Here is a 26,211-nt window from a genome sequence, read left to right as displayed (position 1 = left end):
AACACACTAACAATAGCAATTATAAAACTTAAATAATCACTTTATACTTCATAAAACACTCTATAACTTATGTAAAAATTACTCTATATTTCATAGGCACCTAAAAACGATAGTATAAACCGCCTGAAAAAATAATCCCTGAAAAACCACCTTTTCTAAGGCAATGCTGATAAGTTACATCTCCATGCAAAGCAAAGTTTGAAGACAACTGAGCCTTCAATCTCATTCCAGTTTCTAGAGAAGAGCCAAAAGCCCTTATTGGAATTCATCTCCAAACCGCACACGTTGTTTTCCTCTAAAACTAATGGCAAGCTAAAGCTCGCAATTGAAAGAAACAACAAGAGCCTCTTCAAAAGCAGCAAGCATCTTTCTTAAAGACCACCAACACGCATCACCCACAAATCAAGTTTTCCCATCTCAATATCAAAACCATCAATATCAGACGCCTTATCAAACCGCACATTTTGATAAATAACCTAAACCTGCGGATCAAAAATAACCCCTTTATGCCCTTGTCATAAATGACTTGCCCGCAATCAATGAAGCACTCAAAGGCGTTTCCTTCAATGTTGCTGTCTTGCCTCTCGCTTGCGTCAGAACATCCCCTTTAAATAAACCATAGGAAAAAAGGACATCTATATAAAAGCCTGTATCATGCTGCATGCTGCCATATACTGTAATAGACTATTTATCAAATGTACTTTTTTGCTTTCTTTAACATCTTGAGGTTGTAGAGAATTTTTTTCCATATTCTCCCTTATTCCAAAGCTCAAAGTGTGATGTGTATCCTCAATCGCATTGAGCAAGACACTTGCCTCTATACCATGAACATTAGAAACCTGAATCTTACCTTCATCAAAGGAAAGAACCACCCTGCTTCACACCAAACACAGATTGAGATAACGTAGCATTTCTACCACTTTTCTTTTCGCCATTTCCTGTAATAGAACTCTTTTTAAAAGAAGCTTTATTATCTTTTGACACAACCACTGCTGATGTAATCTTCTCAGATCTCTTTAATTCTAAAATTCCATCAGTTCCTGAAAGCCTTTTTCCCCTTTACTTTTTTGCGGCTTAATAACTATGTTATGAGTTCGTATTGTAAAAATAACACCTGTAGCCCTCCTATCCAATCCACTCATATATAACTTATTACGACTTCCAAAAGTACGAGAAGCATCAACTGTATCACACGCATACGACTTAAAAAGAGAATTACACGAGGGGTTATAATCTTCTACACTCACATCTATATTGTGCACGAAGAAAGAAATAGAGGTCGTAAGAGAACACACACACATAGCGTTTTAGTACTTTAATCATAATTTAGTCTAAACTTCCTTTATTTTATCTTCATAAAAAACTGAAAAGACACACCTGGTTCATCTACGTATTATTCTTATTATGTGCCGTTACATATAATTTGTTTTGTATTATATGTAAAGTCAAAAATCAGAAAAACGACACAACAAAACCATGTTTTGTGCTTATGTCTTTCACAAAGGATGTATTAAAGAAAAATACAATTAAAAATGATACCTTAATCCACCAGAAAAATGCGTTCCGGAAAAGCCGTCACTCGTAAATTTATGCTGATAAATCAGATCGCTATGAAAAATAATTTTGGGAGATAATTGCGAAAAAACACCAAATCCAGCTTCTAAAGAAGTCCCAAAGGAATCAAGCTGGAAGGCATCTTTAAAATATACAAATTGTTTATCATCAAAACTACGAATGAAATGAAGCTTACCATAGAATGAAAGAACATGTGCATCTTTATCTTTAGTAAATGTAAGTGTCTTCGTTAAATACCCACCAATACGCATCCCCCAATGATCTGGGCTTCGCATATCAATATTAAAATTATTAATATCACGAGTCTTCTGAAACTGGAGATTTTGATAAACAAACTGAACCTGTGGTTCAAAAATAAAATATCGGCTGCCTATCATAAACGTTTTACCAGCAGTTAAAGAAACACTTAGGGGCTTCCCTCTCAATGCAGCCGTTTTACCTCGCTCAAGTGTGAGAACATTTCCATTAAACAAACCATAAGAGAAGAGACCATCCATATAGAGACCCGTATCATGCTGCATGCTTCCATATGCTGTGATTGTCCATTTATCAAATATACTTTCTTGACTTTGTTTAACCTTTCGAGGCTGCAACGAAAGTTTGCCATAATTTCCCATAATCCCAAAAGATGTCGTACTGTATGCACTTTCGATTTTCTTGAGTAAAATACCTGCCTCTAGTGCATTATAATCAAGCTCACCGCCATAATCACCATATTTAAATGCAGACAAATTTGAAGTATAATGATGATGTCCACCGTAACCGCGCAAAAACAAAGCGGGATTTTCATCATTTTTCAACAACCGACCAGAAACAGTTCGCAGCGCTTGCAACTGCTTGCTTTGATTACTGATATCCATCAATCCAGCATAAAATAAAGTATTTGGCACAAGAATATAAGTCAAAACCTGTGGAACAACGACTCTCACATTTGGCTCAAAATGAGAAGAAAGCTCAAAAACAGATGCCGAAACAGAAGAACCAGACGCAGGTGGAGTAACAACAAAAGGAGTGGGTGAAACAGATGACAGAACAGGTGAACCAGATGCAACTGGGGAAACAACAAAAGGAGTGGGTGAAACAGATGACGGAACAGGTGAAATAGATGCAACTGAGGAAACAACAGAAGGAGTGGGTGAAACAGATGACAGAACAGGTGAACCAGATGCAACTGAGGAAACAACAGAAGGAGTGGGTGAAACATGCGGCGGAACAGGTGAACCAGATGCAACTGGGGAAACAACAGAAGGAGTGGGTGAAACAGATGGCGGAACAAGTGAACCAGATTCAGGTGGAGCAACTGGATTAGATTCAGCAATAGCGGGAACAACAGGCGCAAGAGAGGAAAGAAGATTGGGGATCTCAAGCACAAAAACATCAGATACATTAGGTGTAGTCGTAAGATGGGAATTCCTATCAGGAGAATCTACAGGAGAAGAAAGACTTGGCTCCTGAGATTTTTGCTGAGAGTTAGAATCAATAGAACCATCCTCACCTCCAGTAATATTAGGATGAATTTTAGGAAAAGAAGGAATATCATCAGAAGAAGGGGGGACAACCAAATCAAGAACAGGAAAAACTTTAGTGGAATCAACAAATTTACTTTCAAGGCGGAAATCCCAAAATGTTCCAGAATTTTTAAGCACTCTTTGATTGGAATCTGCCGCCCCTAAAGAAGAGCTTGGACCATAACTCTTAAGATGATACTGATAGGGAGAGGCTTCAAGTGTGACATACCCCCCATTTAACTGAAAAGAATCTTCCATGGCTTTTCCATAAACCTGAATAATGGAAATCCCCTGATTATTACCGCCCTCTCCCGTCAATGCCCCTGAGCTTCCAGGAACACTATACACATGGACTGTCGTTTTTCCTTCAAGATCACCATTGATTAAAAGCCGGTCAGTTTTTTGCTTTTCAAGCTCTCCCCCTTGATCCAAATATGCATTAAGATAAAGATTCACATCACCATGCGCTTTATAGACAGTCCCAGATCCTTTTCCGATGAGAAGTGTCTGATAACCATCTGTTGTTTTAGATTTTAATTCTTCAAAAACAAGAGAACTATCCGTAAGATTGACCGATGAAATGAAGGAATAGTCCCCTAAATTAGAACCAGAAGCATCAGAATTTTGCAATTTGTCATATTTTGGTCGCGATAAAATCCACTTTGAACCATTTTTTAAATCTATCTTAGCTGTAGAACTTTCATCAACATGTGCGCCTCCTACAAGGGTAGAAGCATCAGCCTCAATCTTTACATTAGAACGCTCAACAGCTTTCAGGAGTGAATCTCCAGAAATTTTTGAATTTTGTAAGAGTTTAACAGAACTTTCGAATTCGCGGCTATAAATAGCCGTACTTTCTGGAGCCATAAAAGTTGTCTTTGTCAAATGGACAGTCCCTTTTCCAGGTATAATTGTTTTTTTATCATTTAAGACAGCTTCCCAAAAAAAGTGCATGCCATTAAATCCATTCCCTCTCACAAAAACATTGGAATATTTTATATGAGCAGCATTATGGTTATTCCCCTGCACTACAATGCCATGAGCATTGTCGACATTAACGTTTCCCTTCTGGAAATTAAGAGAGCTTTTCCCCTGAAGCATACTAAAAGCAGAGCCTTCACGATGATTATCTATATTTGTTCCCTGTTTCCCCCTCCCAGTAATAGAAACACCCTCTAAATTAATTTCTCCATCTCCTCCTGTTTGAACACCAATACCATCAGCAAAATCAATTTTTCCTCCTTTCATATAAATTTTTGCACCATTATGACTCAAAAGACCTATCGCATCAGAAGATGTCTTAATCTCTGTCTTGGTCAAAGAAACAAACGACCCTTTACCCCCAACACTGATCCCCATTCTGGTTGCTTTAATCACCCCATTCTGCATCTCAAAAGCTCCCTCATCATTAATATCGGCCCCTATCGACACATCATTTAACATGGAATCAAATAGAGCAACGCCTCCCCCATTTGAGGACTTTACAGCTGTTGTCCAAGCGTTTGTTTCTGAATGGCCATTTGCATTCGAAACACCGTTAATGATTATAGCCTCTCCCTCAATGACTGTATTTTTCCCTGATGCCTCTATGGCAGCATCAGAACTTTCACCCGTAAGTTGATAAGTTTTCTTGGCAATTTCATGCGTTTTACCATCATTACAGCGATAAAATGAGGCGCTTTCGTTACATGAATATTGCTTCTTCTCAGAAGAAATCTCACCTGCATCAGTATTGTATACAAAGAAAAAAATAACCGTTGTAAAATGACATAAAGAGAGATGATTTTTAAACATAATTTTCTACAAACTTTCTTCCCCTTCTCTAAAAACAAAAAACACGCGTTCTGTTTAATAACTTTGGTTACGCGTGATAATTTAAAATACGTTTTGTATTTTATATATCCACCCTATATTTTATGTAAAGCAAGAATCCCAAAATATCACAATTTAAAATTGTATTATTTATAAAAACGCGTAAAAATATAGATAGAAATAAAAATTCCACCCCAAAGCAGTGATTTCAAGAGAATTTAATAAAAATAAACTCAAAGAAGAAAAACAGCATAAGAAGCAAAAACTGCAAACCAGAAAGCCTTATCTCGTTTCTAAAAAGAAAAAAACTTGCTCATGCAAAAAAAACATTTTTTTAAAAAACTTATTTAAAAAGTTGCAAACAAATAATAAAAAACCACAAGCATGGCTTGTGGTTTTTTAAACAACTTACCTCAAGATGATCATCCTAAAAACGATAGCGCAATCCACCAGAAAAACTGATTCCAGAAAAACCACCTTTACTCAACTTATGCTGATAAACCAAATCACCATGAAGCGCAAATTTTTGAGACAAGCGAGCATTAAGACCTAATCCAGCCTCTAGAGAAGAACCAAAAGCCCCTAACTGGAAAGAATCTTTAAAGCGCACAGACCTTTCTTTTCCAAAATCATGGGCAAAATGAATCTTTCCATAAAAAGAAACATCACGATCTTTTTCAGACGCAGTAAGAGTCTTTATCAAGCGACCACCCATACGCACCATCAATTGATCAAATTTATCCATCTCAATATTAAAATTATCAATATCACGAGCCGCATTAAATTGAAGATGCTGATAAACAACCTGAACCTGTGGATCCAAAACAACACCTTCATATCCTGTGGCAATTTTCTGACCACTCATCAAGGAAACACTTAAATGGTTACCCTTCAATGTTGCCGTTTTACCCCGCGCAGTTGTCAGAACATCTCCCTTAAACAGACCATAAGATAACAAACCATCAACATAGAATCCTACATCATGCTGCATACTGCCATAAACTGTAGCAGTCCATTTATCAAATGTACTTTTTTGGCTTTGTGCAACATCTCGAGGTTGTAGAGAAAGCTTTCCATAAGCCCCCATAACCCCAAAGGATATAGCACTGTCAACATTTTCAATTTTTTGTAGCAAAACACCTGTCTCTAGCGCATAGTACCCTAGATCCCCCCCATAACCATATTCAAGCGCAGATAAATCTGAAACATAACGATAACTTCCACCATAGCCACGCAAAAATGAAGCAGGATTTTCACGAATTTCCAACATTCCACTAGGATTAGTCCGTACTGTCTCCAGCTGCTTGTTTTGATTGCTAATATCTATCAAACCAGCGTGGAACAAACTATTCGGCAAAAGCAGATAAGTTGGTACCTGAGGAACAACAGATCTTACACCTCGTCGAGACGGAGAAACATTTTCAATTTTAGAAAGACTATCTGCAAAAGACACTGGAACAACCTCCTCAGAAGGCGCTGGAACAACCTCCTCAGAAGATGCTGGAACAACCTCCTCAGAAGATGCTGGAACAATATCCTCAAAAGAAGCACGTGCAGGAGGTGTACGTTTAGAAACCATAGGAGTGCTTTTAGAAACAGCAGGTGTCTGAACATATTCATTTTCTAAACGAAAATTCCAAAATGCTCCTCCATTCAAAGCAAATCTCTGTTTAACATGCTCCTCCCCTCCAGTAGCTTTGGGTCCATAAGAACGAAGAACATATTTATAAGGCGCGCCATTTAATGCAACATACTGCCCATTCAGTTGAAAAGAGTCATACGATGCATCTCCATAAACTTGAATAATTGAAACACTATGCGCTTTTTTATTTTTTTCTTCTAAACCTCCCGCAACCCCTTGTATATGGACTATAGTTCTTCCCTTAACGTCACCATGAATGAGAAGCCGATCCGTTACTTGATGATCACTTGTATCACTAGGATCTAAACGTGCATTCAAATGAATCCAAGCATCACCAAAAGCCTGATAAACAATACCTGTTCCTTTTCCAATATAAAGCGTTTGATATGCATGATTAGTACTGGACTTTGGTTTTTCAAAAGTAATGGAACTATTAGAAAGGTGTACCGATGAAATAAACGAAACACCTCTATAATTAGGATCTTGTAATTTTTTCTGTCTTGGTTGCAATAAAGCCCACTGTGAATTATTTCCCAAGATAAGGTCGACTTTAGAACTGTTATCAACCTGAGTTTGACCGACAAGTGCAGAAGCATCAGCAACAACCTCTATAGAAGAGTTACGATCAGCCTTCAGCAACAAATCCCCAAAAAGCTTTGTTTCCTTTAAAAATATTTTAGATTTTCCAGATTTACTGCTATAAACAGCTATACTATCTGGAACGACAAAACGCGTCTTTTTCAAATCAACGCGCAATGATTTTCCCTCTGACGAACCTTCTGATGCTGCCACACCTTCAAAGTGTATACCATAAAATGCATTACCTTTCACTGTAATATTGGAATCTCCAATATTAATCTGAGGAGCTTTATCTCCCTGCAATAAAAGCCCATGAGCATCAGTAACATCAACAGAACCTTTCATAAACTGAACATAACCATCTTCAGATATATGAAAAGCTGCCTGACGACCTGCATCCAGCCCTTGATCATCCTTGCCGGTACTCCCCTTGCCGGTAATAGAGACACCCTCTAAAATAAGATATCCTTTTTCTTCTGCTTTAACCCCAACTCTCCCTAGGCTAATTTGCGTATTCGTTAAATCAACACCACTTTGAGATTTTCCTCCAGCAAAAGCCCCCACTTTGATTGCATCAATTGATCCACCAGACATTACGATGAATCCACCTTGAGCTTCCACCCCCACTAAAACCCCACTCAACGTGGAATCGCTCAGAACGACGGTCGCCTTTTCTGATACCTTTACTCCATATTTCCAAAAATTGTTTTCCGAGTTATTCTTTTCATCCAAAATACCCTTAACAGTTATATTCTTGCCACGAATAATTGTACCTTCCTTAGACGCCTCCATGGCTCCATGAACACCATTAACATTTTTATCCATTAACGAATAAACTTTATTATTAATTTCGTGCGCTCCACCATCAGAACACTGATAAAATGCTGCATTCTGATCACATGAAGACTGCTTTCTTCCAGAGATAACCTGAGATTCAGCATTGCGTGCAAAAACACCAACATTGTGTGTCAAAAAAAGAAGTGCCGTTGTAAAAGTACATAAGGAGAAGCGATTTTTAAATAGATTGACCATAATTCCACCATAACCCCCCTCTTCTTACTAAGATCTATACATAACGTATCAAAAAACTTAACCAAAAGAAAAATATTTAATACGTTTAGGTTTTAATATCGTGAGTTTATTAATATTTTTTGTGTTTTATGTAAATATGGAATAAAAAAATTACTCGAAAATACAATCTAAATCTGTCGCTTTTACAAAGAATTTGCAAAAATATAACTGAAGAACGACAGAAAAATCACCTTTAACGTTGTTAGTCAAAAACACCCTTAGTCAGTTGACATGCATTAAGAACACCTACTTTAACTGCCGTCTAATCACCGCCAGAACGGATATAATCAACATCCTTACGATAATATTATATTGAAACAGTGTACACTCTGTAAGCAGACAAAACATATGCCAAAATTGAGAAACAAGAGTTCACATATGCCTTTTAGGCAATCTTCATGGTAAGACAGTCTAATAAAAAGTAGGAACGTGTAAAAATCAGTTCCGATTTTACCTTTTCCTTTTAATTCAACTTTACAATATTCAAAAACATTCAGAGCCATATTTTAAAAAGTGAAGATGACACATGACTTCATCTTTTTATTTATGCATTTAAAGAAAACACACTTTCAAAAAACAATACGTCATTATGTTTCTCATTCACCAATTTTCTCAGATATATCTCATATTTCCATCCCCATTTCATAACGACAGCAGATATAATATCAAGTTTATCGGATACAGCCCTCATTGTGCCTGAGTAGCATCTTTGTCTTTGCCAATTTCTAATATTGTAAATCCTCTCCTCTTAATATAATTCCCAAAATTATATTGACTCCTTTCTTAAACGATTATCCACTTGCTAATTTTACATATAATATGAACAGGAGTGCTTTTTATGGATTCATCATAAGAGCATTGAAAATATTTCAGCACCCTAAATTAAAAATATCTTTATAAATCAAAATATTATAATAATCACTCTGAAATACGCGTTTTGAAACGATAACGTACAAGCCTTCAGACTTTTCAAAAAAACGAAATAAGTCCAACCTAAAAGCATATTAAAGATATGCAAAGTCATACTCTCGTAAAAATGCTATAACACAAAATGAATAGATAATGAGAAAAAGCCACAAGTATAACTTGTAGCTTTTTGAAAGATTAATCAAAAACAGAAATAATACTAGAAATGATAACGCAATCCACCTGAAAAACTCGTTCCAGAAAAACCAGCTTTCGTTAGTTTGTGCTGATAAACCAAATCGCCGTAAAGCGCAAAATTTTGAGATAATTGGGCATTAAAACCTAATCCAGTTTCTAATGAAGAACCAAAAGCACCTAGCTGAAAAGCATCTTTAAAATGCACAAATTGTTTTCCTTCAAAACCATGAGCAAGATGAAGCTTGCCATAGAAAGAAACAACCTGAGCCTCATCAGTAGCAACCAGCCTCTTTGTTAAACGTCCTCCAACACGCCCTACCCACTGATGAAGTTTTCCTAAATCAATATCAAAGCCGTCCACATCACGCACCTTATTAAATTGAAGATATTGATAAACAACCTGAACTTGCGGATCAAAAACAAAACCGTCCTCCCCCACCATAAACGTTTTACCAGCAGTTAATGAAGCACTTAAAGGGAAACCCTTTAATGTTGCCGTCTTGCCCCGTGCAGTTGTTAGAACATCACCTTTAAACAAGCCGTAAGACACAAGACCATCAACGTAAAAACCTGCATCATGCTGCATACCACCATATGCCGTAACTGACCATTTATCAAATGTACTTTTTTGACTCTGCTCAACATTCAAAGGTTGCAAAGAAAATCTCTCGTAAGCCCCGATAATTCCAAAAGAAGTGGAACCATACATATTTTCGATTGCTTTCAGCAAAACGCCTGCCTCTATGGCATTATAATTAAACTCGCCGCCATAACCATATTCAAGCGCGGAAAGATTTGAAGTATAACGATGATTGCCGCCATAACCGCTCACAAAAAAGAGAGGGTTTTCACGACTTTCTAATAAGCCCCCAGAAGTAATTCGCAAAGCTTCTAACCGCTTATTTTGATTGTTAACATTCATCAAACCAATATGACGTAAAGCATTAGGCAAAAGGAGATAAGTCGGAACCTGCGGAACAACAGCCTTAACGCCCGGCTTAGGACGAGGATGGGGCTCCGGAGCTGGTTCTGGAGAAGGTTCTGGTCCCGGAATTGGCTTAGGAGCAGGATCTGGTTTAGGTTGAACATCAGAATCTATAGACCTACTTTCAAGGCGGAAATCCCAAAAATCTCCGCTCCCTTCAACTAATCTCTGATCCATGCTTGCTTTTCCAAACTCAGATCCTGGACCATAACTATAAAGCTTATACTGATAAGGTAATTTATCTAGTGCTATATAACCACCTTCCAACTGAAAAGAATCTTGCTCTGCTTGTCCAGAAACCTGAATGATTGAAATACCTTCATCATTTCCTCCCCTTCCCGTGTATCCTCCTGGACTTCCTGCAACTCCATGCACTTGGAGCTTTGTTTTTCCCGAAACATCACCATGAATTAAAACACGATCAGTCTTTTGATGATTAAGAGCACCACCACTATTCAGGTATGTATTAAGGGAAATAGAGGCACCTTCCCGTGCTCTATAAACCTCACCCTTTCCCTTTCCAATACGAAGAGTTTGATAATCATCAGCAGAAGAAGATTCATGTCTTTTAAAATTAATAGAGCTATCACCCATAAGACTAACGAGTGAAATAGAAGAGATATTTGCAGGCTCATGTTGATCTTTTTGCACCTGTTGTGGTAAAATCCATGTAGAATGACCTCCTAAATAAAGCTCAGCATTAGAATTTTTATCAACGTGAGTACGACCTTCAAGGGTAGAACCATCAGCCAAAACCGTTATAGAAGCCCCTTTCTCAGCTCTTAATAAAAAATCCCCTGAACGAAGAGTACTTTTCATCAAACTCACCGCACCAGAAATAACGTTTTTACCATAAAGAGCCGTATCGTCTAAAACAGAAAACTCTGTTGTATCCAAATTAACAACTTCCAATCGTGGTGGAGCTTTTTCTTCCTCTAATGAAATCTCCTCTTTTTTATCCACATCTTCGCTCCATGGCTTCTCTCCCTGAAAATAGATACCATAAGATCCCTCACCCTTTACTGTAACAGAAGAAGACTTAAAATTAGCCTCGGTCACATAAAAGTTATTCGATAAATCTTCAGTTTCATCTTTTGAGTCAGAACGTTCTGGTACAACACTAAAAGGCTTAACGGGATTTTCTAATAATATACCATGTGCACCCTCAACCTGAATAGTCCCCCCTGTAAACTCAACACGTCCCCCTTCATCCATTAAAAAAGCTGCATCATTTTTGTCTTTGTGTCCCTTTCCAGTAAGAGTGACACCATCGAGAATCACCGTCCCTCCCAACATCGCAGAAATCCCATGACTGTTGGTAAAGTTAACCTCCCCACCTTCCACCCAGATATCTGCACCGCTATAACTGGAAAGACTTACCTTCCCATCACGCGTATTAACTTTTGTATCCTTTAAAATAACCAATGAATTCCCCACGGCTTCAACAGCCCTATCACTGTCCTCTATAATCCCCTGCTGTATCTCAATTATCCCATTATGAGCGAAAAGAGCTAACTTTGTATTTTGAAGCGTCGGTTTTTTCAAAACAATCTTTCCGTCATCTGATACAGCCACACCACGCAAAAAAGATTTATCAGAAACTTCACTGCTAACAGTTACATTCTCTCCATAAACTCTGGTCCCTATCCGTTTCACCGTTATAGCAGTAGGATCAACAGGATAGTTGGAAACGTTCTCTTTCGTAATTTTATAAGATTTATTATCAATTTTAGGATCTGTCCCGCAATTATCACATACATAATACAACCCACTATGGTAATAAAACCCAGGATTCACTCCTCTTCCATCAGAGTCTGCATCTTTAACAGAGTTATCTACACTATCCTTATGTCCATTCCATCCCTCCACTCCACTAAGCTGACGATAATCGCTCCCCCCACGAATACCCTCATCGTTATTGCCAACATTAATCATATTAGAAGGATAATAATTCTGCCCACTCTCTCCACTAAGAGGAAGCTTATGCTTATTACTCCCGCTAAGACGAGGAGAAGAATTAGCAGAGACAACTGGGATAACCTTTATAACATAAGGTTTACTATCCTTCCCCTCTGCAGCCGCATACACTTCTCTTCCATTTTGAAGCAAAGAGAGGATAGCTGTTGTACAAGCACATAAACATACATGATTTCTAAAAACTTTAATCATAGTTCCCTCGAAACTTTCCTTCCCCTCTCATTAAAAACAAAAGCACTTACAAAACACCCCATTGCACACCTCAAAAATACGAAAAGTGTAACAAAAAGAACATGCCTCATGCTCATCTGAACTGTGCAATGAATTATCCCAATACATTTGGCAGAAGCTCTACGCCAAAACCACCTATAAGAGAACAATTACAAAAACACACTTTATGAGTGTATAATGCATTCTGTATTTCGTGTAAAGAAAAAATAAAACCAGTGCGTGCAATTAATTAAAAACACAATCAAACCTTGTGATCTTTAAAAATTAATCCACAAGGAGATGAATGAAACAATGACTTAAATCAGTAGAAAACAAACTCTCAAAAACGAGCTTTAGAAAACATCAAATATTATATTAGATAATATCAATACAGTACCAAAAAGGATAACGTAACGCATACCGGTCTGCTGAACGCTTAAAAAGCCGATAAAAGCGAGGCATTCTATCGCATCAGTAGCAGCATAAATTTTAAGAAAATTCGCTTTAGTGGAGAAAAGTGCTCTCATGCATAAAACAAACTATGTCTTTTTTGCTTAATAAAGAAGACGAGATTTTTTAAGAATAACACAAGTTGTTATAAAGAAAAAAGGCAGCACAATGTGCTGCCTTTTCTAAAAAGGTACATATTGTACCTTATATTAAAACTGATAACGTACTCCTCCGGAAAAACTTGTTCCCGAAAAACCAGCCTTATTAAGCTTATGTTGATAGAGAATATCAGCATGCAGAGAGAACTGTGGCAACAATTTGGCATTAAAACCTAATCCAGCCTCTAGAGAAGAACCAAAAGCTCCTAACTTGAAAGCATCATTGAAATGCACAGACTGTTTTCCTTCAAAACCATGAGCAAGATAAAGCTTACCATAGAAAGCAATAGCATTCACGCCTTCAGAACCTGTAGGAATCTTGGTTAAGCGTCCACCAACACGTGCTACCCACTGATTAAGGTTACCCATTTCAATATCAAAATTGTCAATATCACGAGCTTTATTAAACTGGAGATGTTGATACACAACCTGAACCTGCGGATCAAAGACAAAACCCTTATATCCTGTCGCAATTGTCTGACCACCAGCTAAAGAAACACTCAAAGGATTACCTTTTAATGTTGCTGTTTTACCCCGTGCAAGGGTGAGAACATCACCTTTGAACAGACCATAGGATAAAAGACCGTCAACATAGAAGCCAACATTATGCTGCATGCTACCATATACCGTAGCAGTCCATTTATCAAATGCACTCTTCTGACTGTGCTCAACATTCACAGGCTGCAGAGAAAGTTTTCCATAAGTTCCCATAACGCCAAAGGATATAGCACTGTCAGCATTTTCAATAGTTTGCAGCAGAACACCTGCCTCTACACCATTATAACTAAGATCACCTCCGTAACCATATTCAAGTGCGGAAAGATCTGAAGCATAACGGTAACTTCCACCATAGCCTCGCAAGTATAAAGCAGGATTTTCACGAACCTCTACCATTCCTGTAGAAGTCATCCGTAACGTCTCCAATTGCTTATTTTGATTGCTAATATCCATCAAACCAGCGTGGAATACACTATTAGGCAAGCTGAGATAAGTTGGAACCTGTGGAACAACAGACCTTACAAATTGTTCAGGAAGGGCAGCAGATCCAACAGACTTAACATACTGATTTTCTAAACGGAAATTCCAAAATTCTCCACCATCCTTAACAAATTTCTGCTGAACATGCTCCTGTTTCGAAGTCGCTTCTGGAGCATAAGCACGAAGGGTGTATTTGTAAGGTGAGTTTCTCAGTGCAACATAATTGCCATCGAGTTGGAAAGAGTCTTTCTTCGCTTGACCATAGACCTGAATAATTGAAACAGTATGAGCAATCTTGGCATTCGCTTTACCATCTCCTACATTGCCCGCATCACCTCGTACATGTATTTTTGTTTTTCCAGAAACATCACCATGAATGACAAGCCGATCAGTGACTTGCTGATCACTCGGATCACGAGGATTTAAACGTGCATTGAGATGAATTACCGCATTACCCTGCGCCGCATAAACAGTTCCTTTCCCATTTCCAATATGGAGAGTCTGATATTTGCCTTCAGATTCCGAAGGTGCAAAATCAATAGCACTATTTACAAGACTTACAAAAGAAATGCATGAATCCACACATCCTGAATCTAGAGTTCCCAAATTCCTCTGTGCACTTCTTTTTAGAATCCACTGTGAACTATTAGCCAAGTCTAATTTTGCATAAGAATTTTTATCAACGCGAACACCGCCTGTAACAATAGAACTGTCAACTGAAACCGATATGTTCGAATTATTCTCGGCTTTTAATAACAAGTCACCAGCAAGGGTTGTTTTATTTTCTAATGAAACACGACCATCAGAATTATTACCATAGATAGCTATACCATTTGCAACTTGAAAATCAGTTTTTTTCAACGAAACTGTCCCCGTTACGCCTATAGTTGCATTCTCCTGTTTGGATACAGCGCTCCGCTTAACAACGCCTGTTTGCGCAGTTTCTAGATTCTGACTTCGATTTTGTTGACTCGCTTCCTTCTGTTTTCCCCCATCAAAATATATGCCGTAGACTCCGTCACCTTCCACTTTAACAGTAGAAAACTCGATATTTACGTGATTCATAGTAGGACGAACGTCAGAAGATCTCCTTCTCCTAGAAGAACCCGTCTCAACAGCATCCCCACTCTTCATAACCCACACAGCATGGGCATCAGTAACAACATTTCCGTTCTTAAAATCAACAGAAGCATTATCACTCACCAGAAAAGCTGCACGCTCTAAATTCTCTGCTGAATCTAACTTATTCTGCGCTTTTTTCGCAGTAATGCTAACTTTGTCTAACTTAACGCTGCCTCCAGATTCCGACCTTACTGCCACTCCTCTTTCAATAGCAATCTTTCCAGTGTCCATGGTTACCTCACCAGCCTGACTCACCAGACCAGCTGCAGCAAAATTCCCCGTCACGTTAATTTTTGTATCCGTTAAGTTAACAGACGATCCAGAACCTGCCAAAGCACCCACATAAAGCGCATCTACTGTTCCACCAATCATCTTAACTTTTCCGCCACTTTTAGCTTCAAGCCCAATTACAGAAGATTGAATTGTTGAGTTTTTATCCAAAACAATCTCTGCTTTTTCTTCTGCAAGCACAGCACTCACAAACTTTGATGGAGTAACACCAAAATTACTTCCTTTATCAGATTCTGCTCCAACAATGGTGGCAGTTTCTAACTTAACAACTGTATTACTCTTTGCATGCATAGAATGCTGAGTATCCCCACGCGCCTTCAGTGTTTGTCCTGTTATCGTGTGTAATTTTCCATCGGCACAAGAATAAGCAACTTGCAATCTCTCCGCACCATTTTTCCCCATATCTCCACTACATTGAGAAGAACCACCTTCCTGCTTTATACCATTGGTTGATGTAACAGTATATGCAACCCCAGGGTTTTGCGATTCAGATCTAAGTGTATTGGCTCCGCCAGTAGAAAGTAGAACACGCCCTACAGGTTTATCTCCCATCTCCTTAGATGCAGGCTTCTCTTGCTTAGACGCAGTAGAATTAACTAAGGAAGAAGAAGCCTTAGGCTTTCCAGTTTTTCCAGAAGTAGTAGGTTCTATAGTCTCTGAACTTCCTAACAAAGAAGACTGAGGAGCAGAAGGCTCAGCAGGAAGAACATCTAACGTAGAAGATGAAGTACCTTCTTCAGTTCCAGCGACTGACGAAATTCCAGCCAAAAGACCTAACTCCACATCAGAATCGCCTGTGTCAGACCTTCCAAGTCCAGAACTCTCCGGCGTAAAAGATTGAGGAGCAGAAGATATAACAACCTGAGACGGAATTAATCCAACCTCTGTAATATCACTATTCACATCAACTGTATCAGTATCACTGTGGGTCACTGTAGCATTTTCTACTTCATTCTGACTATCTGTTCCATTAGGAGAAGCAATAAGAGAAGTATCTTCACTTCCATCAACAGTCTCCTCAGTTGTCAAAACTCTTAGTGAAGCAGATGGAGTATGTCCTTCTGATTCAAAAGTTGTAACAGGATTTCCAACAGATACATCAGCCTCTTCTACATCAGATCTCCCAAGTGTTTCAGGATTCCCTGGCAAAACAGAAGCAGTAACTTGATCAGGTACTAATGAAGAATCTAATCCTGAAGAACTATTTACCCCAGACACAGTGCCTGCATCTTCAGATGACGAAACATCAAAAACAACAGGTCGCGCAAAAGGTGTCTTAGGACTAATACGATTACGAGGTCCATGAGCTATACTTTGCCGCCTCTCACCATTTTCTAATTTACTTTCTAAGCTGAAAGTCCACACTACCTCAGGTCTATTTTCAGGTTTTCTTGGTCTACTGGAATATCTTATTGGACCAGTAGCACTATATTGCATTGGACCAGAAGCCCTAAGAACATATTGATAAGGTGACCCCTGCAATGTAACATATTCATTAGCAAGTTTAAAAGAATCTTCTTCTGCTTCTCCATAAACTTGAATAATTTGAAGAGAGGCAGGTTTTTTTCTATTTTTCTCCCGTTGATCTTGATTTTGTACACCTTGACGCTGAACTTTCGCTCCATTTTCTAATTTGTCATTTAAAGTGGTGATGACAGAAGTATCATTTACATACACCTTCGTTGTTCCAGAAACATCACCATGAATCAAAAGCTTATCAGACACAAGCTTAACATTATCTGAATTATTAGAAACAAAATTCACATTAACATAAAGCCTGGCATCTCCCTGAGCACTGAAACCGTTACCTAGAGTGTTTTCATCTCGTCTATTTCCAATTTGCAGTGTTTGATAACCTTCATCTTCACTTCTTGGAGGCAAAAATACAATACTACTATCTGAAAGATCTACAAACGAAAGCTTTGAATCTATATGATTTGTATTGCTCTCCGATTGTTTATGATGAATACTTTTTGTTAAATACAATCCTGAATGAGACAAATAAAGTGCAGCATTTGCATTCTCATCAACACGAGCTTCACCTATAATTGAAGATTTATGAGCATGCACTAACAGATTAGAATGAGCTTCAGCTTTTAAAAATAGATCACCCGAAAGAACACTACCCTCTCCTAAAATAACAGCACCATTTAAATCACCACCATAAATAGCTACACCGTCTGGAATTCTAAGAGTAGCTTTTTTTAAAAGAACCATCGGCATGCTCTCATTATCGTCGTAACTTCTTACGGTTACTTCTTCACCTGATTCTTTTTCATCTTCTGAAGATACCGTATTAAAATATATGCCATAAGAATCTTTCCCGGTTATTTGAATAGTTGATTCTTTAATATCAGCTTTAATCTTAAAATAATTTTTATTCTCCCTATCACCCGTAATACTTTGCATATATTGCAAAGCATTGCTATTACCTACAGTCCATCTTAGAGTAGAGAGAACATCTTCAGAAGCATCATCCATAACGTGATAAACATCATAGAGTGCATTCATTTCAAGCATATCATCTTTTGTATAAATAGAATCATCATTATCATTAGCATCAATAACAAAACGACTCGCCAAAACACCAGCTCCGAAAGCACGATCATTCATTGGACCGACTAAAAACTCGTCAATACCACGAGTAACCCATAAAACAACTGCATCAGAACTCTCAACTTTTCCTTTATTAAAAGAAATAGAACCCCCATCTGACAAGAAAATAAGATTTGGAGATTCTGTAGAATCAACAGAAGCAACACTATTTCGCCCGCTTATCCCCTTTTTAATATTAATCTTAACCTCATCTAATTTTACAACCCCTTTATACCCTGCTACGACTCCCACCGCCCCTTTATCAAGATTAATCGACCCAGATTGCATCATAATTCCAGATCTACCAGAACTGTTCAACCCAACCCCAACTGCATAAAAATTCACTCCATCTAGAAAAACAAATGACGCAAAATCAGTAGAAGCTCCTATCTGACTATAATAGATCCCCCCACCTTTCATATGAATCCTTCCTTCGTTTTGTGCATCAACCCCGACTATAAATTCCTTAATACTTGAATTTTCTAGCTTAACTTTTGAATTAAGCGTTGCTAATACCCCCGCCCCCATTTTTGCATTAAGATAATCATTGAAATTTTTAGGATCATCATTTTCATTAGAACTCAAAATAACATTACCTTCTGGAAAAGCCTTCCCCCTAATAGACACTTTCTCTAACTCAACAGTTGTCCCTCGAACTAAATACAAGACTTCTTTATTACCTGCGGTATACACGTCTTTCTGAGTAACCTGTCCTGTTGCATGCATAGCATTATCGCCAAATTTCAACACACCAATAGTACTTCTCTTTAGTGTATGAGCCCCCCCATCAGAACAGATCACAGAGTTAAGGGTCTTAAAACTCCCATCAGAACATGAATTTGCACCAGGAGCAGGAGTATTAGCACCGGAGACACCACCAACACCACCAGGGACACCGCCAACACCAACGCCACCAGGAACACCGCCAACGCCAACACCACCAGGGACACCGCCAACACCAACGCCACCAGGAACACCGCCAACGCCAACACCACCAGGGACACCACCAGGGACACCACCAGGGACACCGCCAACGCCAACACCACCAGGGACAGCACCAGGGACAGCACCAGGGACAGCACCAGGGACAGCACCAGGGACAGCACCAGGGACAGCACCAGGGACAGCAGCGCCATCCCCTTGGCCAGCGACTTGTGGCGAAGAAGATGCAGGTAATTCAACTACTTTAGGTGCAGAAGATTTTGATGAACTTCTAAAAGATGGCACCAGAGATGATAATCCACTTAGATTTGGCAATGAAATTGAAGGCAGTGAAAACCAACTATTCCCCATAGAAACATCTACACCTTGTAAAAAGAAGAAAGCACTTGTTGTCAGTGCGTACAAACGTGTACGCTTTTTAAATACATTGATCATATGTCAAACTTTCTAAATAATGTTGCAAAAACACTAGAATTAAGTGAAAATGAGGTAAGTGAACGGTTTGTAACATATGTCAGTCAACTTTACAACATAGTGTTATTTATTTACGCTTCATTTTGTGCATAAAAATACCAAAGTTAAGTTTTTAAGTGCGCAAACCTTTGTAATATTAGATAAAAGGATAAAATCACGATGATAAAATATATGAAATGGATGACTTCTGTTTTACTGGTTGCAATTAGTTTTGCAACGATTTTGTGGACGCATACGAGTATTGCAAATACGAGTACCCAGACAAATATAACAATTGATCATGTTTCAGGCACGACTTCTGTTCCCACTTCTCCGCAAAAGGTTGTTGTGTTTGATCTTGCCTCGCTAGATAATATGAATCGCCTTGGTATCCAAGCAGTTATCGGCCTTCCTGAAGGAAAAAAACCTTCCTATCTGCAACAATTTGACGATGCAAAATATGAAAGAATTGGAACCGTTTTTGAGCCAGATTATGAAAAAATTGCCACTCTTCAACCCGATTTGATTATTATTTCCTCCAGAACTCAAGCAAAATATAAAGACTTATCCAAAATAGCCCCAACAATTGATCTAACCGTAGAAAACGAAAATTCTCTTGAAGATATAAAACGAAATGTGTCTATCCTTGGAAAAATTTTTGGTAAAACACAAGAAGCAGAAAAGGAAATTGCAAAAATTAATGAAGCTTTTGCTGAAGTCCGTAAAAATACCCAAGGAAAAGGCACCGGGCTCATACTCATGACCTCTGGTGGAAAAATCAGTGCTTTCGGACCAAAATCACGTTTCGATATTTTTCACTCCGCTTTTGGAATTGCCCCTGCAACCGATAAACTTACCGTGCAAAAACATGGACAACTCATTTCTCCTGAATTCATTCTTGAAACCAATCCTGATTGGTTGTTAGTGATTGATCGCGATGCAGCCATTGGACGGGAAGGACAATCCGCAGCACAATTGCTCAACAATGAGCTTGTTCACCGCACAACAGCAAGCAAACAAAACCAAATTATTTATTTGGACTCTTGGAGTTGGTATCGTGCAAATGGTGGTTTAACAGCACTCCTTGAAACCGCACAGCAGATCAATGAAGCCTTTACAAAGAGCAAATAAGCGCACGAAAGAGCTTGATTGCTATATAAATAAAATTTAAAAGCAGGGGTTGTTTATGAAACAACCTTTGTTTTTTTTTATTAAGTTTTAAGAGAAAATGATTTAACGTGAAGAATTACTGGATAACCATAACACTTTTAATTTTCCTGTCTATCCTCAGCATTTTTGTTGGTTATTCTGATGTCACACCTTCTAACCTTTTCGCAGCCGATCCCCATGCGTGGCTTATTTTTTGGCAAACACGTCTTCCTCGTACCATTGCAATCCTTTTAGTAGGCGCAGCACTTGCACTTTCAGGCATGATTATGCAACTATTAACACGCAATCGCTTTGTCGAACCATCAACCACTGGAACCATTGAATCTGCTTCCCTTGGCATTCTTTTTATTATGATTTTTTGGCCCAATATTCCTGTTTTAGGAAAAATGGTCGTTGCGACAATTTTTGCCATGGTAGGCACTTTACTTTTTATGTTTTTATTGCAACGCATTCCTCTAAAATCTGCTCTCATTGTACCTCTTACAGGGATTATGCTAAGCTATATTATTGGCTCTTTAACCAATGCCATTGCAGATTATGAAATGTTACTTCCTTCTCTTCAAGCTTACTTATTTGGCAGTTTTTCGATGGTTCTTGAAGGAAAATATGAACTCTTATGGCTATCTCTTCCCCTTTGTATTCTGGCCTATTGTACTGCTGATCGCTTTACGGTTGCAAGTTTGGGAGAAGATTTAACCAATAACCTTGGATTGAATTATCGTGTTGTCATGTTTTTTGGTCTTTTTATTGTCGCCTCAATCACTGCTGTTGTTGTCTGTACCATTGGCCGTATTCCTTTTGTTGGGTTGATTATTCCAAATATTGTTTCAAGTTTCATGGGAGATAATATGCGCTATACCGCTCCTTGGGTGGCCATCAGCGGTGCAGGATTGGTCTTGATTTGTGATCTTTTAGGACGAATCATTCATCCTTCTCTTGAAATTCCCATCAGCACCATAATGGGTGTAATCGGTAGTTTTATTTTTATGATACTGCTTTTACGCTGGAGAAAGCGTCTTGGATAGAAGAAGAAAAACAATATGTGTACTAACAACACTTATCATCATAGCATGCACTGTCATTAGTCTTTACATGACGTGGAATATCAATGTTTATACATGGAAATTTCGTCTTACAAAACTTTCCTCTCTGCTTCTTATTGCCTATGCAATAAGCGTTTCCACGGTTTTATTTCAAACAATCGTTAATAACCGTCTTCTTACCCCTTCAATTATGGGATTTGATCAGCTTTATATTTTAATAAAGACTGCCCTAATGTATTTTGTAGGCTCTCTTTCTTTGCCCTTTTTGAATGAAGAAGGACAGCTTGTTCTTGAAGCCCTCATTCTTATCCTTTTTTCAATAAGCCTTTTTCGCTGGCTCTTTTCAGGAAGCCTAAAAGGGCTTCATTTGACGCTTTTAATCGGTGTTGTTTTAGGCGGATTTTTTTTCAGTTTACGGATGTTTATGCAATTGCAACTAAATCCAGACCAAATGATGAATTTAACCGATATTATGTTTGCAAATTTTAATAAATTTAATACACCGTTAATAAGCTTTGCCACAATCATTGTCCTCATTGTGAGTCTGATTGGATGGCATTCCCGTCATCTTCTTGATATCTTGGCTTTAGGACGTGAAAATGCCCTCAATCTTGGCGTTAATTACCACAAAAGTGCGACAGCTGTCCTTATTTTTGTTTCCATTCTCGTATCCATTTCCACCGCATTGGTAGGCCCCGTCACCTTTTTTGGACTGTTAGTTGCCAACCTTTCCTATGAACTTTCTCCTCAAGCAAAACACAGTATTGTTGTTCCAATTGCAATATTATTGGCTATTATTTGTCTGGTGGGGGGACAATTTATTTTAGAACAAATTTTTCATATGGCAGGGCGTTTAAGTTTTATCATTGAGTTTTGTGGGGGAATTGTTTTCTTAATGTTACTGATGAAGGGAAAACTAAAATGATTGAGATCAATCATCTTTCCAAAGCTTACGGAGCACGATTGATTATCGATAATTTATGCCTTCATCTTCCAAAAGGGGGGATTATTTCTCTCATTGGGCCCAATGGTTCCGGAAAGTCCACTCTTTTAATGCTGATAAGACGTCTTTTGCCACACCATAATGGGACAATTCATATCGACGGCTTTGATATTGATAAAATGCCCCTCGATATTTTGGCTCAAAAACTCTCAATTCTGCGTCAAGAAAATCCTTTGTCTTTTCGCTTAACCGTGTACGATTTAGTGAGTTTCGGACGCTATCCTTATTCAAAAGGCTGGTATACACATGAAGATAAACAATTTATCGACAGTGCACTACGCTATCTCGGCTTACAAGATTTAAAAGACCGTTTTTTAGATGAGCTTTCTGGCGGTCAGCGTCAACGCGCTTTTATAGCAATGGTTATCTGCCAAGACACTGATTATCTTCTCTTAGATGAACCATTAAACAATCTGGATATGAAACATGCGGTTTCTATGATGAAGCAATTACGCCGCACAGCTGATGAACTGAAAAAAACCATTCTTATTGTTATGCACGATATTAATTTTGCCTCATCTTACTCAGATATGATTGTTGCATTGAAAAATGGGAAAGCGGCCTATTGTGGGACTCCAAAAGAAATTATGCAACCAAAAATTCTTAAAGACATTTATGATGTCGATATTCAAATCAAAACAATTAATGACATCCCTATCGCTCTTTATTATCGATAATCATAAAGATTTTTTGCGCTTGCATGCACTATAGAATCTGCTAGGGATAGTAAAATTAGCTTGTTGGGGAATAGTTTAATGGTAGAACAGCGGACTTTGACTTCGTCAATCTTGGTTCGAATCCAAGTTCCCCAGCCAGTATTTAATGATTGTAGCTTGTCATCGGGTTTTGTATAATTTGAAAGCAGGTTTTGCATCAATTTATTTTTTCAAAGGATCTGCAAAACTTTCAAGGGTCATTTAAAATCCCTTTAATGCATATTTTCTCTTCCTCTAAAAATTGCAATTTGAGATGATAAGCTCTTGAGCCGGTGCGGATTCTTTGAACCACATGTATAAGATGTGCCAACCTCTTTTATCTTAAATTGGCTAAAGATTTTTCGGATCTGAGACACATCATTGAGAGAGAAGAATTTTTCTCTTGCGCAAGCAAAGCAAACATTGTCTGGTAATCCTCTCGCAAATAAATCCTTTCCATAGTAATACACGTATATCTGGCTCTGTTTATGGGAAAGCCTTATCTAATAGCTATAAACCTATCTAAAGAGAGAATTCAAAAAAGAAAGCCGAGCCAAATGATATGACGCGGCTTTCAGATATTGATTATAAGATTCAAATGAATCATCCACAATGGAGTAATAAATTCATATATACAAAACGTATCATATTGCAAGTGCTCTATTTAGAAATATGAAAACTTATCAAAAGAAACGTAAATGATCGCTATGATTTTGATATCATTCATTAGCATTATAGAATCTATAAACGCTTGGTAACTTTATCAATCCAATCAAAAGAAAATGCATCTTAAATGAATGTTTTCTCAATAAGGCTTTCATAAGTATCTTTTCATTTTGCACTCAAATGTAACTTCTTTGCAAATTAACCAGCTCAAATTTGAGTTGGCAAAATTAACCAATCCAATTTTGGAGGCGTTATCTTTAGAATAGCCATCTTTAAACATTATAGCTTTTGACTCAAAATTGAGTAAAATCCCATGCCTTAGATGTTACAATGGTTTTGAATTTTGCTGCCTCATCTTTTTTTCAATAGGTGCCCCCCAAATTTGGGGGGAGCTCATTTGGTTTCGTATTTTTAATGTAACTTTTAAAACGTTTTTTTCTCGCTTGCTTGCATTATATCATTGAAATGCTTTCAATTTCATAAGACATAACATTGTGATTTTCATTCTATATTGTGATGATAGTATCTATATAATGCCTGCCTATCATTTACTAACTTTTTAGTAAGCGTTTTTAAAAACGATCTTATCTTTAAACCCTTTTATGCAATCTTTATGAACTCAATCTATAAGCTTATGATAGTTTCAAACGATTATTCCTTTTAAGGTTACACTCAAATAAAGAGCAAAACACATCCATTCTTAAACGTATGCAATTTATGTTATCGATAATTCCAAACGACTGAAATTTAAAACAATGTGATTTGTGCTATAATAAAAACGTATCATAAAATTTATGACCTGTTATGAATGATAACCGCTTTTCATTTCATTTGAATGCACCCATGCGTTATAATATTTGCATTATGATTTGCTTTTTATGGTCTATACATTCATGGCAATCCTATATAAAAAATGATCAATTCAAACATGCATAAAAGTATGGATTCTTATGTGGATTCATATAAAATAATTGCACTTAATATATTGACTTTATTAGTTTTTATGTACAATGCCTTTTTAACTTCATAAAGATATCAATTTCCTTGTAAAGAATATTCCTCCCATTCCAGTAAAAGGCTCAATATAAGTGCGATGAGGGATAGCTTCTATGATTTTACAAGTACTGATCACTGGCCATGCAATAACGCCGACTGATGCCCCAAACCAATTAGACCGCCTGTGGGAACAGGCAGGTTGTGGTGCTGAATATAATGGAACAGCACCGAACGGATAAGCCACGCGTCGTAAGTAAGCCTCTTAGCTTGCATAGCTTATAGGTTTTGGAAACAGACAATTATTATAATTCAGGTATTATAATTCAGACAATTAAAGATCAGATCTCAAGCTTTTTAATCCAGTGGACAAACACGAATAATATCTCCGTCTGGATCTTTGATTAGGAAGGTACGTCCAAATACATCAGTATACGGTTCCTTCAAAACATTTATCTCAACAGTGGTTTGCTCTTGCCATTCCACATAGAGCTTATCTACGTCCTCTCCTGTCGGCAAAATAATGCCGATTTCTGAAAAACGAGGCACATTTTCCTCAGGCTTATCGCCCCCAGACCAGAGAGCAAAGAGAGCATCCCCCGAAGAAGCAAATGCAACATAGCGTGGCGAGGTAAACACAGGTTCTTTCTTGAAGATGAATTTGTAAAAAGCCGTAGAATACTCTATGTTTGAGACGTATACCAACTGTAGGTTTGGGGTAACAGGATAAGTAGGGATATTACTCATAAATTCTCCATGATTTAGTAGTAACTGCCTGACATGATACACCTATATTAGGGAATATTCCAAAAAGAGTTTATGATACCTCCGTTCGCGGTGTGCTCTATTTTATTTTTACTCGCTTATTGCTATATGCTAAAATATCGAGGACGCCCCTACTGGGATTATAATGATATCCCTATCGCTCTTTATTATCGATAATCTAAAGATTTTTTGCACTTGCCTACACTATAGAATCTGCTAGAAATGGTAAAATTGGCTTATTGGGGAATAGTTTAATGGTAGAACAGCGGACTCTGACTCCGTCAATCTTGGTTCGAATCCAAGTTCCCCAGCCAGTTGTATTTGTATGTAGCTGTAGTGTAGCTGTAGCTTGCCAGCGGGTTTTGTATAATTTGCCACTAGGTTTTGTACCAATTTATTTTTTTTCAAAGAGTTTTTAAGGGGT

At 37.9% G+C, this 26,211-nt stretch carries 10 protein-coding genes, 2 tRNA genes and 3 pseudogenes; 6 read left to right on the top strand and 9 right to left on the bottom strand.

The window, feature by feature from the left end; genetic code table 11:
- Positions 1–100: 100 nt before the first annotated feature.
- From ACFIK2_RS07170 to ACFIK2_RS07145, 6 genes and pseudogenes are all read right to left on the bottom strand, one after another.
- Positions 101–827 (bottom strand): annotated as a pseudogene (locus ACFIK2_RS07170) (autotransporter outer membrane beta-barrel domain-containing protein); the annotation flags it as partial.
- A 28-nt stretch (positions 828–855) separates the two neighbouring features.
- A complete protein-coding gene (locus tag ACFIK2_RS07165; protein ID WP_375634810.1) occupies positions 856–984 on the bottom strand; it encodes a hypothetical protein in 129 nt (42 codons plus the stop codon).
- A gap of 542 nt (positions 985–1,526) precedes the next feature.
- The gene (locus tag ACFIK2_RS07160; RefSeq protein ID WP_375677083.1) at positions 1,527–4,877 is read right to left on the bottom strand and encodes an autotransporter outer membrane beta-barrel domain-containing protein; all 3,351 of its coding nucleotides are present in this window, start codon (positions 4,875–4,877) and stop codon (positions 1,527–1,529) included.
- 445 nt (positions 4,878–5,322) lie between these two features.
- A complete protein-coding gene (locus ACFIK2_RS07155; protein ID WP_375677082.1) occupies positions 5,323–8,148 on the bottom strand; it encodes an autotransporter outer membrane beta-barrel domain-containing protein in 2,826 nt (941 codons plus the stop codon).
- 1,165 nt (positions 8,149–9,313) lie between these two features.
- A complete protein-coding gene (locus ACFIK2_RS07150; RefSeq protein WP_375677081.1) occupies positions 9,314–12,445 on the bottom strand; it encodes an autotransporter outer membrane beta-barrel domain-containing protein in 3,132 nt (1,043 codons plus the stop codon).
- A 677-nt stretch (positions 12,446–13,122) separates the two neighbouring features.
- Positions 13,123–19,434, bottom strand: coding sequence for an autotransporter outer membrane beta-barrel domain-containing protein (locus tag ACFIK2_RS07145; protein ID WP_375677080.1), 6,312 nt, complete (start codon positions 19,432–19,434; stop codon positions 13,123–13,125).
- 198 nt (positions 19,435–19,632) lie between these two features.
- Here ACFIK2_RS07145 and ACFIK2_RS07140 point away from each other — a divergent pair, with 198 nt between their 5' ends.
- The 5 genes from ACFIK2_RS07140 to ACFIK2_RS07120 all read left to right on the top strand — a co-directional run bounded on the left by ACFIK2_RS07140 (position 19,633) and on the right by ACFIK2_RS07120 (position 23,483).
- Positions 19,633–20,583, top strand: a complete 951-nt coding sequence (locus tag ACFIK2_RS07140) for a siderophore ABC transporter substrate-binding protein (protein WP_375655342.1) — start codon at positions 19,633–19,635, stop codon at positions 20,581–20,583.
- A gap of 107 nt (positions 20,584–20,690) precedes the next feature.
- Positions 20,691–21,647: an ABC transporter permease gene (locus ACFIK2_RS07135; RefSeq protein WP_375634191.1), complete on the top strand. Its 957-nt coding sequence runs from the start codon at positions 20,691–20,693 to the stop codon at positions 21,645–21,647.
- Positions 21,640–22,590, top strand: coding sequence for an iron chelate uptake ABC transporter family permease subunit (locus ACFIK2_RS07130; RefSeq protein ID WP_375677079.1), 951 nt, complete (start codon positions 21,640–21,642; stop codon positions 22,588–22,590). The genes ACFIK2_RS07135 and ACFIK2_RS07130 overlap by 8 nt, the downstream gene beginning before the upstream one ends.
- On the top strand, positions 22,587–23,345 hold the full coding sequence (locus ACFIK2_RS07125; RefSeq protein WP_375634197.1) for an ABC transporter ATP-binding protein: 759 nt from the start codon (positions 22,587–22,589) through the stop codon (positions 23,343–23,345). The genes ACFIK2_RS07130 and ACFIK2_RS07125 overlap by 4 nt, the downstream gene beginning before the upstream one ends.
- Before the next feature lie 64 nt (positions 23,346–23,409).
- Positions 23,410–23,483 (top strand) — tRNA-Gln (locus ACFIK2_RS07120).
- Between the two features lie 135 nt (positions 23,484–23,618).
- On the opposite strand, the pseudogene ACFIK2_RS07115 reads toward ACFIK2_RS07120, so the two are convergent.
- From ACFIK2_RS07115 to ACFIK2_RS07105, 3 genes and pseudogenes are all read right to left on the bottom strand, one after another.
- Positions 23,619–23,824, bottom strand: a pseudogene (locus ACFIK2_RS07115) (DNA adenine methylase); the annotation flags it as partial.
- Positions 23,825–25,056: 1,232 nt separating this feature from the next.
- Positions 25,057–25,146, bottom strand: a pseudogene (locus tag ACFIK2_RS07110) (DNA adenine methylase); the annotation flags it as partial.
- A gap of 233 nt (positions 25,147–25,379) precedes the next feature.
- Positions 25,380–25,769, bottom strand: a complete 390-nt coding sequence (locus tag ACFIK2_RS07105; RefSeq protein ID WP_375634199.1) for a VOC family protein — start codon at positions 25,767–25,769, stop codon at positions 25,380–25,382.
- A gap of 258 nt (positions 25,770–26,027) precedes the next feature.
- On the opposite strand from ACFIK2_RS07105, the gene ACFIK2_RS07100 reads away from it, so the two are divergent.
- Positions 26,028–26,101 (top strand) — tRNA-Gln (locus ACFIK2_RS07100).
- Positions 26,102–26,211 lie beyond the last annotated feature (110 nt).

Origin of the sequence: Bartonella sp. AP88XZML (assembly GCF_042195565.1) — a bacterium.
In the GTDB taxonomy this organism is placed as follows: Bacteria; Pseudomonadota; Alphaproteobacteria; order Rhizobiales; family Rhizobiaceae; genus Bartonella.
This window is presented reverse-complemented; position numbering and strand designations above follow the sequence as displayed.

Bases quoted from the DNA above. Each gene is read 5' to 3' on its own strand.
- ACFIK2_RS07150 (WP_375677081.1), bottom strand. From the start codon at position 12,445: ATGATTAAAGTTTTTAGAAATCATGTATGTTTATGTGCTTGTACAACA.
- ACFIK2_RS07145 (WP_375677080.1), bottom strand. From the start codon at position 19,434: ATGATCAATGTATTTAAAAAGCGTACACGTTTGTACGCACTGACAACA.
- ACFIK2_RS07155 (WP_375677082.1), bottom strand. From the start codon at position 8,148: ATGGTCAATCTATTTAAAAATCGCTTCTCCTTATGTACTTTTACAACG.
- ACFIK2_RS07105 (WP_375634199.1), bottom strand. From the start codon at position 25,769: ATGAGTAATATCCCTACTTATCCTGTTACCCCAAACCTACAGTTGGTA.
- ACFIK2_RS07140 (WP_375655342.1), top strand. From the start codon at position 19,633: ATGATAAAATATATGAAATGGATGACTTCTGTTTTACTGGTTGCAATT.
- ACFIK2_RS07160 (WP_375677083.1), bottom strand. From the start codon at position 4,877: ATGTTTAAAAATCATCTCTCTTTATGTCATTTTACAACGGTTATTTTT.
- ACFIK2_RS07125 (WP_375634197.1), top strand. From the start codon at position 22,587: ATGATTGAGATCAATCATCTTTCCAAAGCTTACGGAGCACGATTGATT.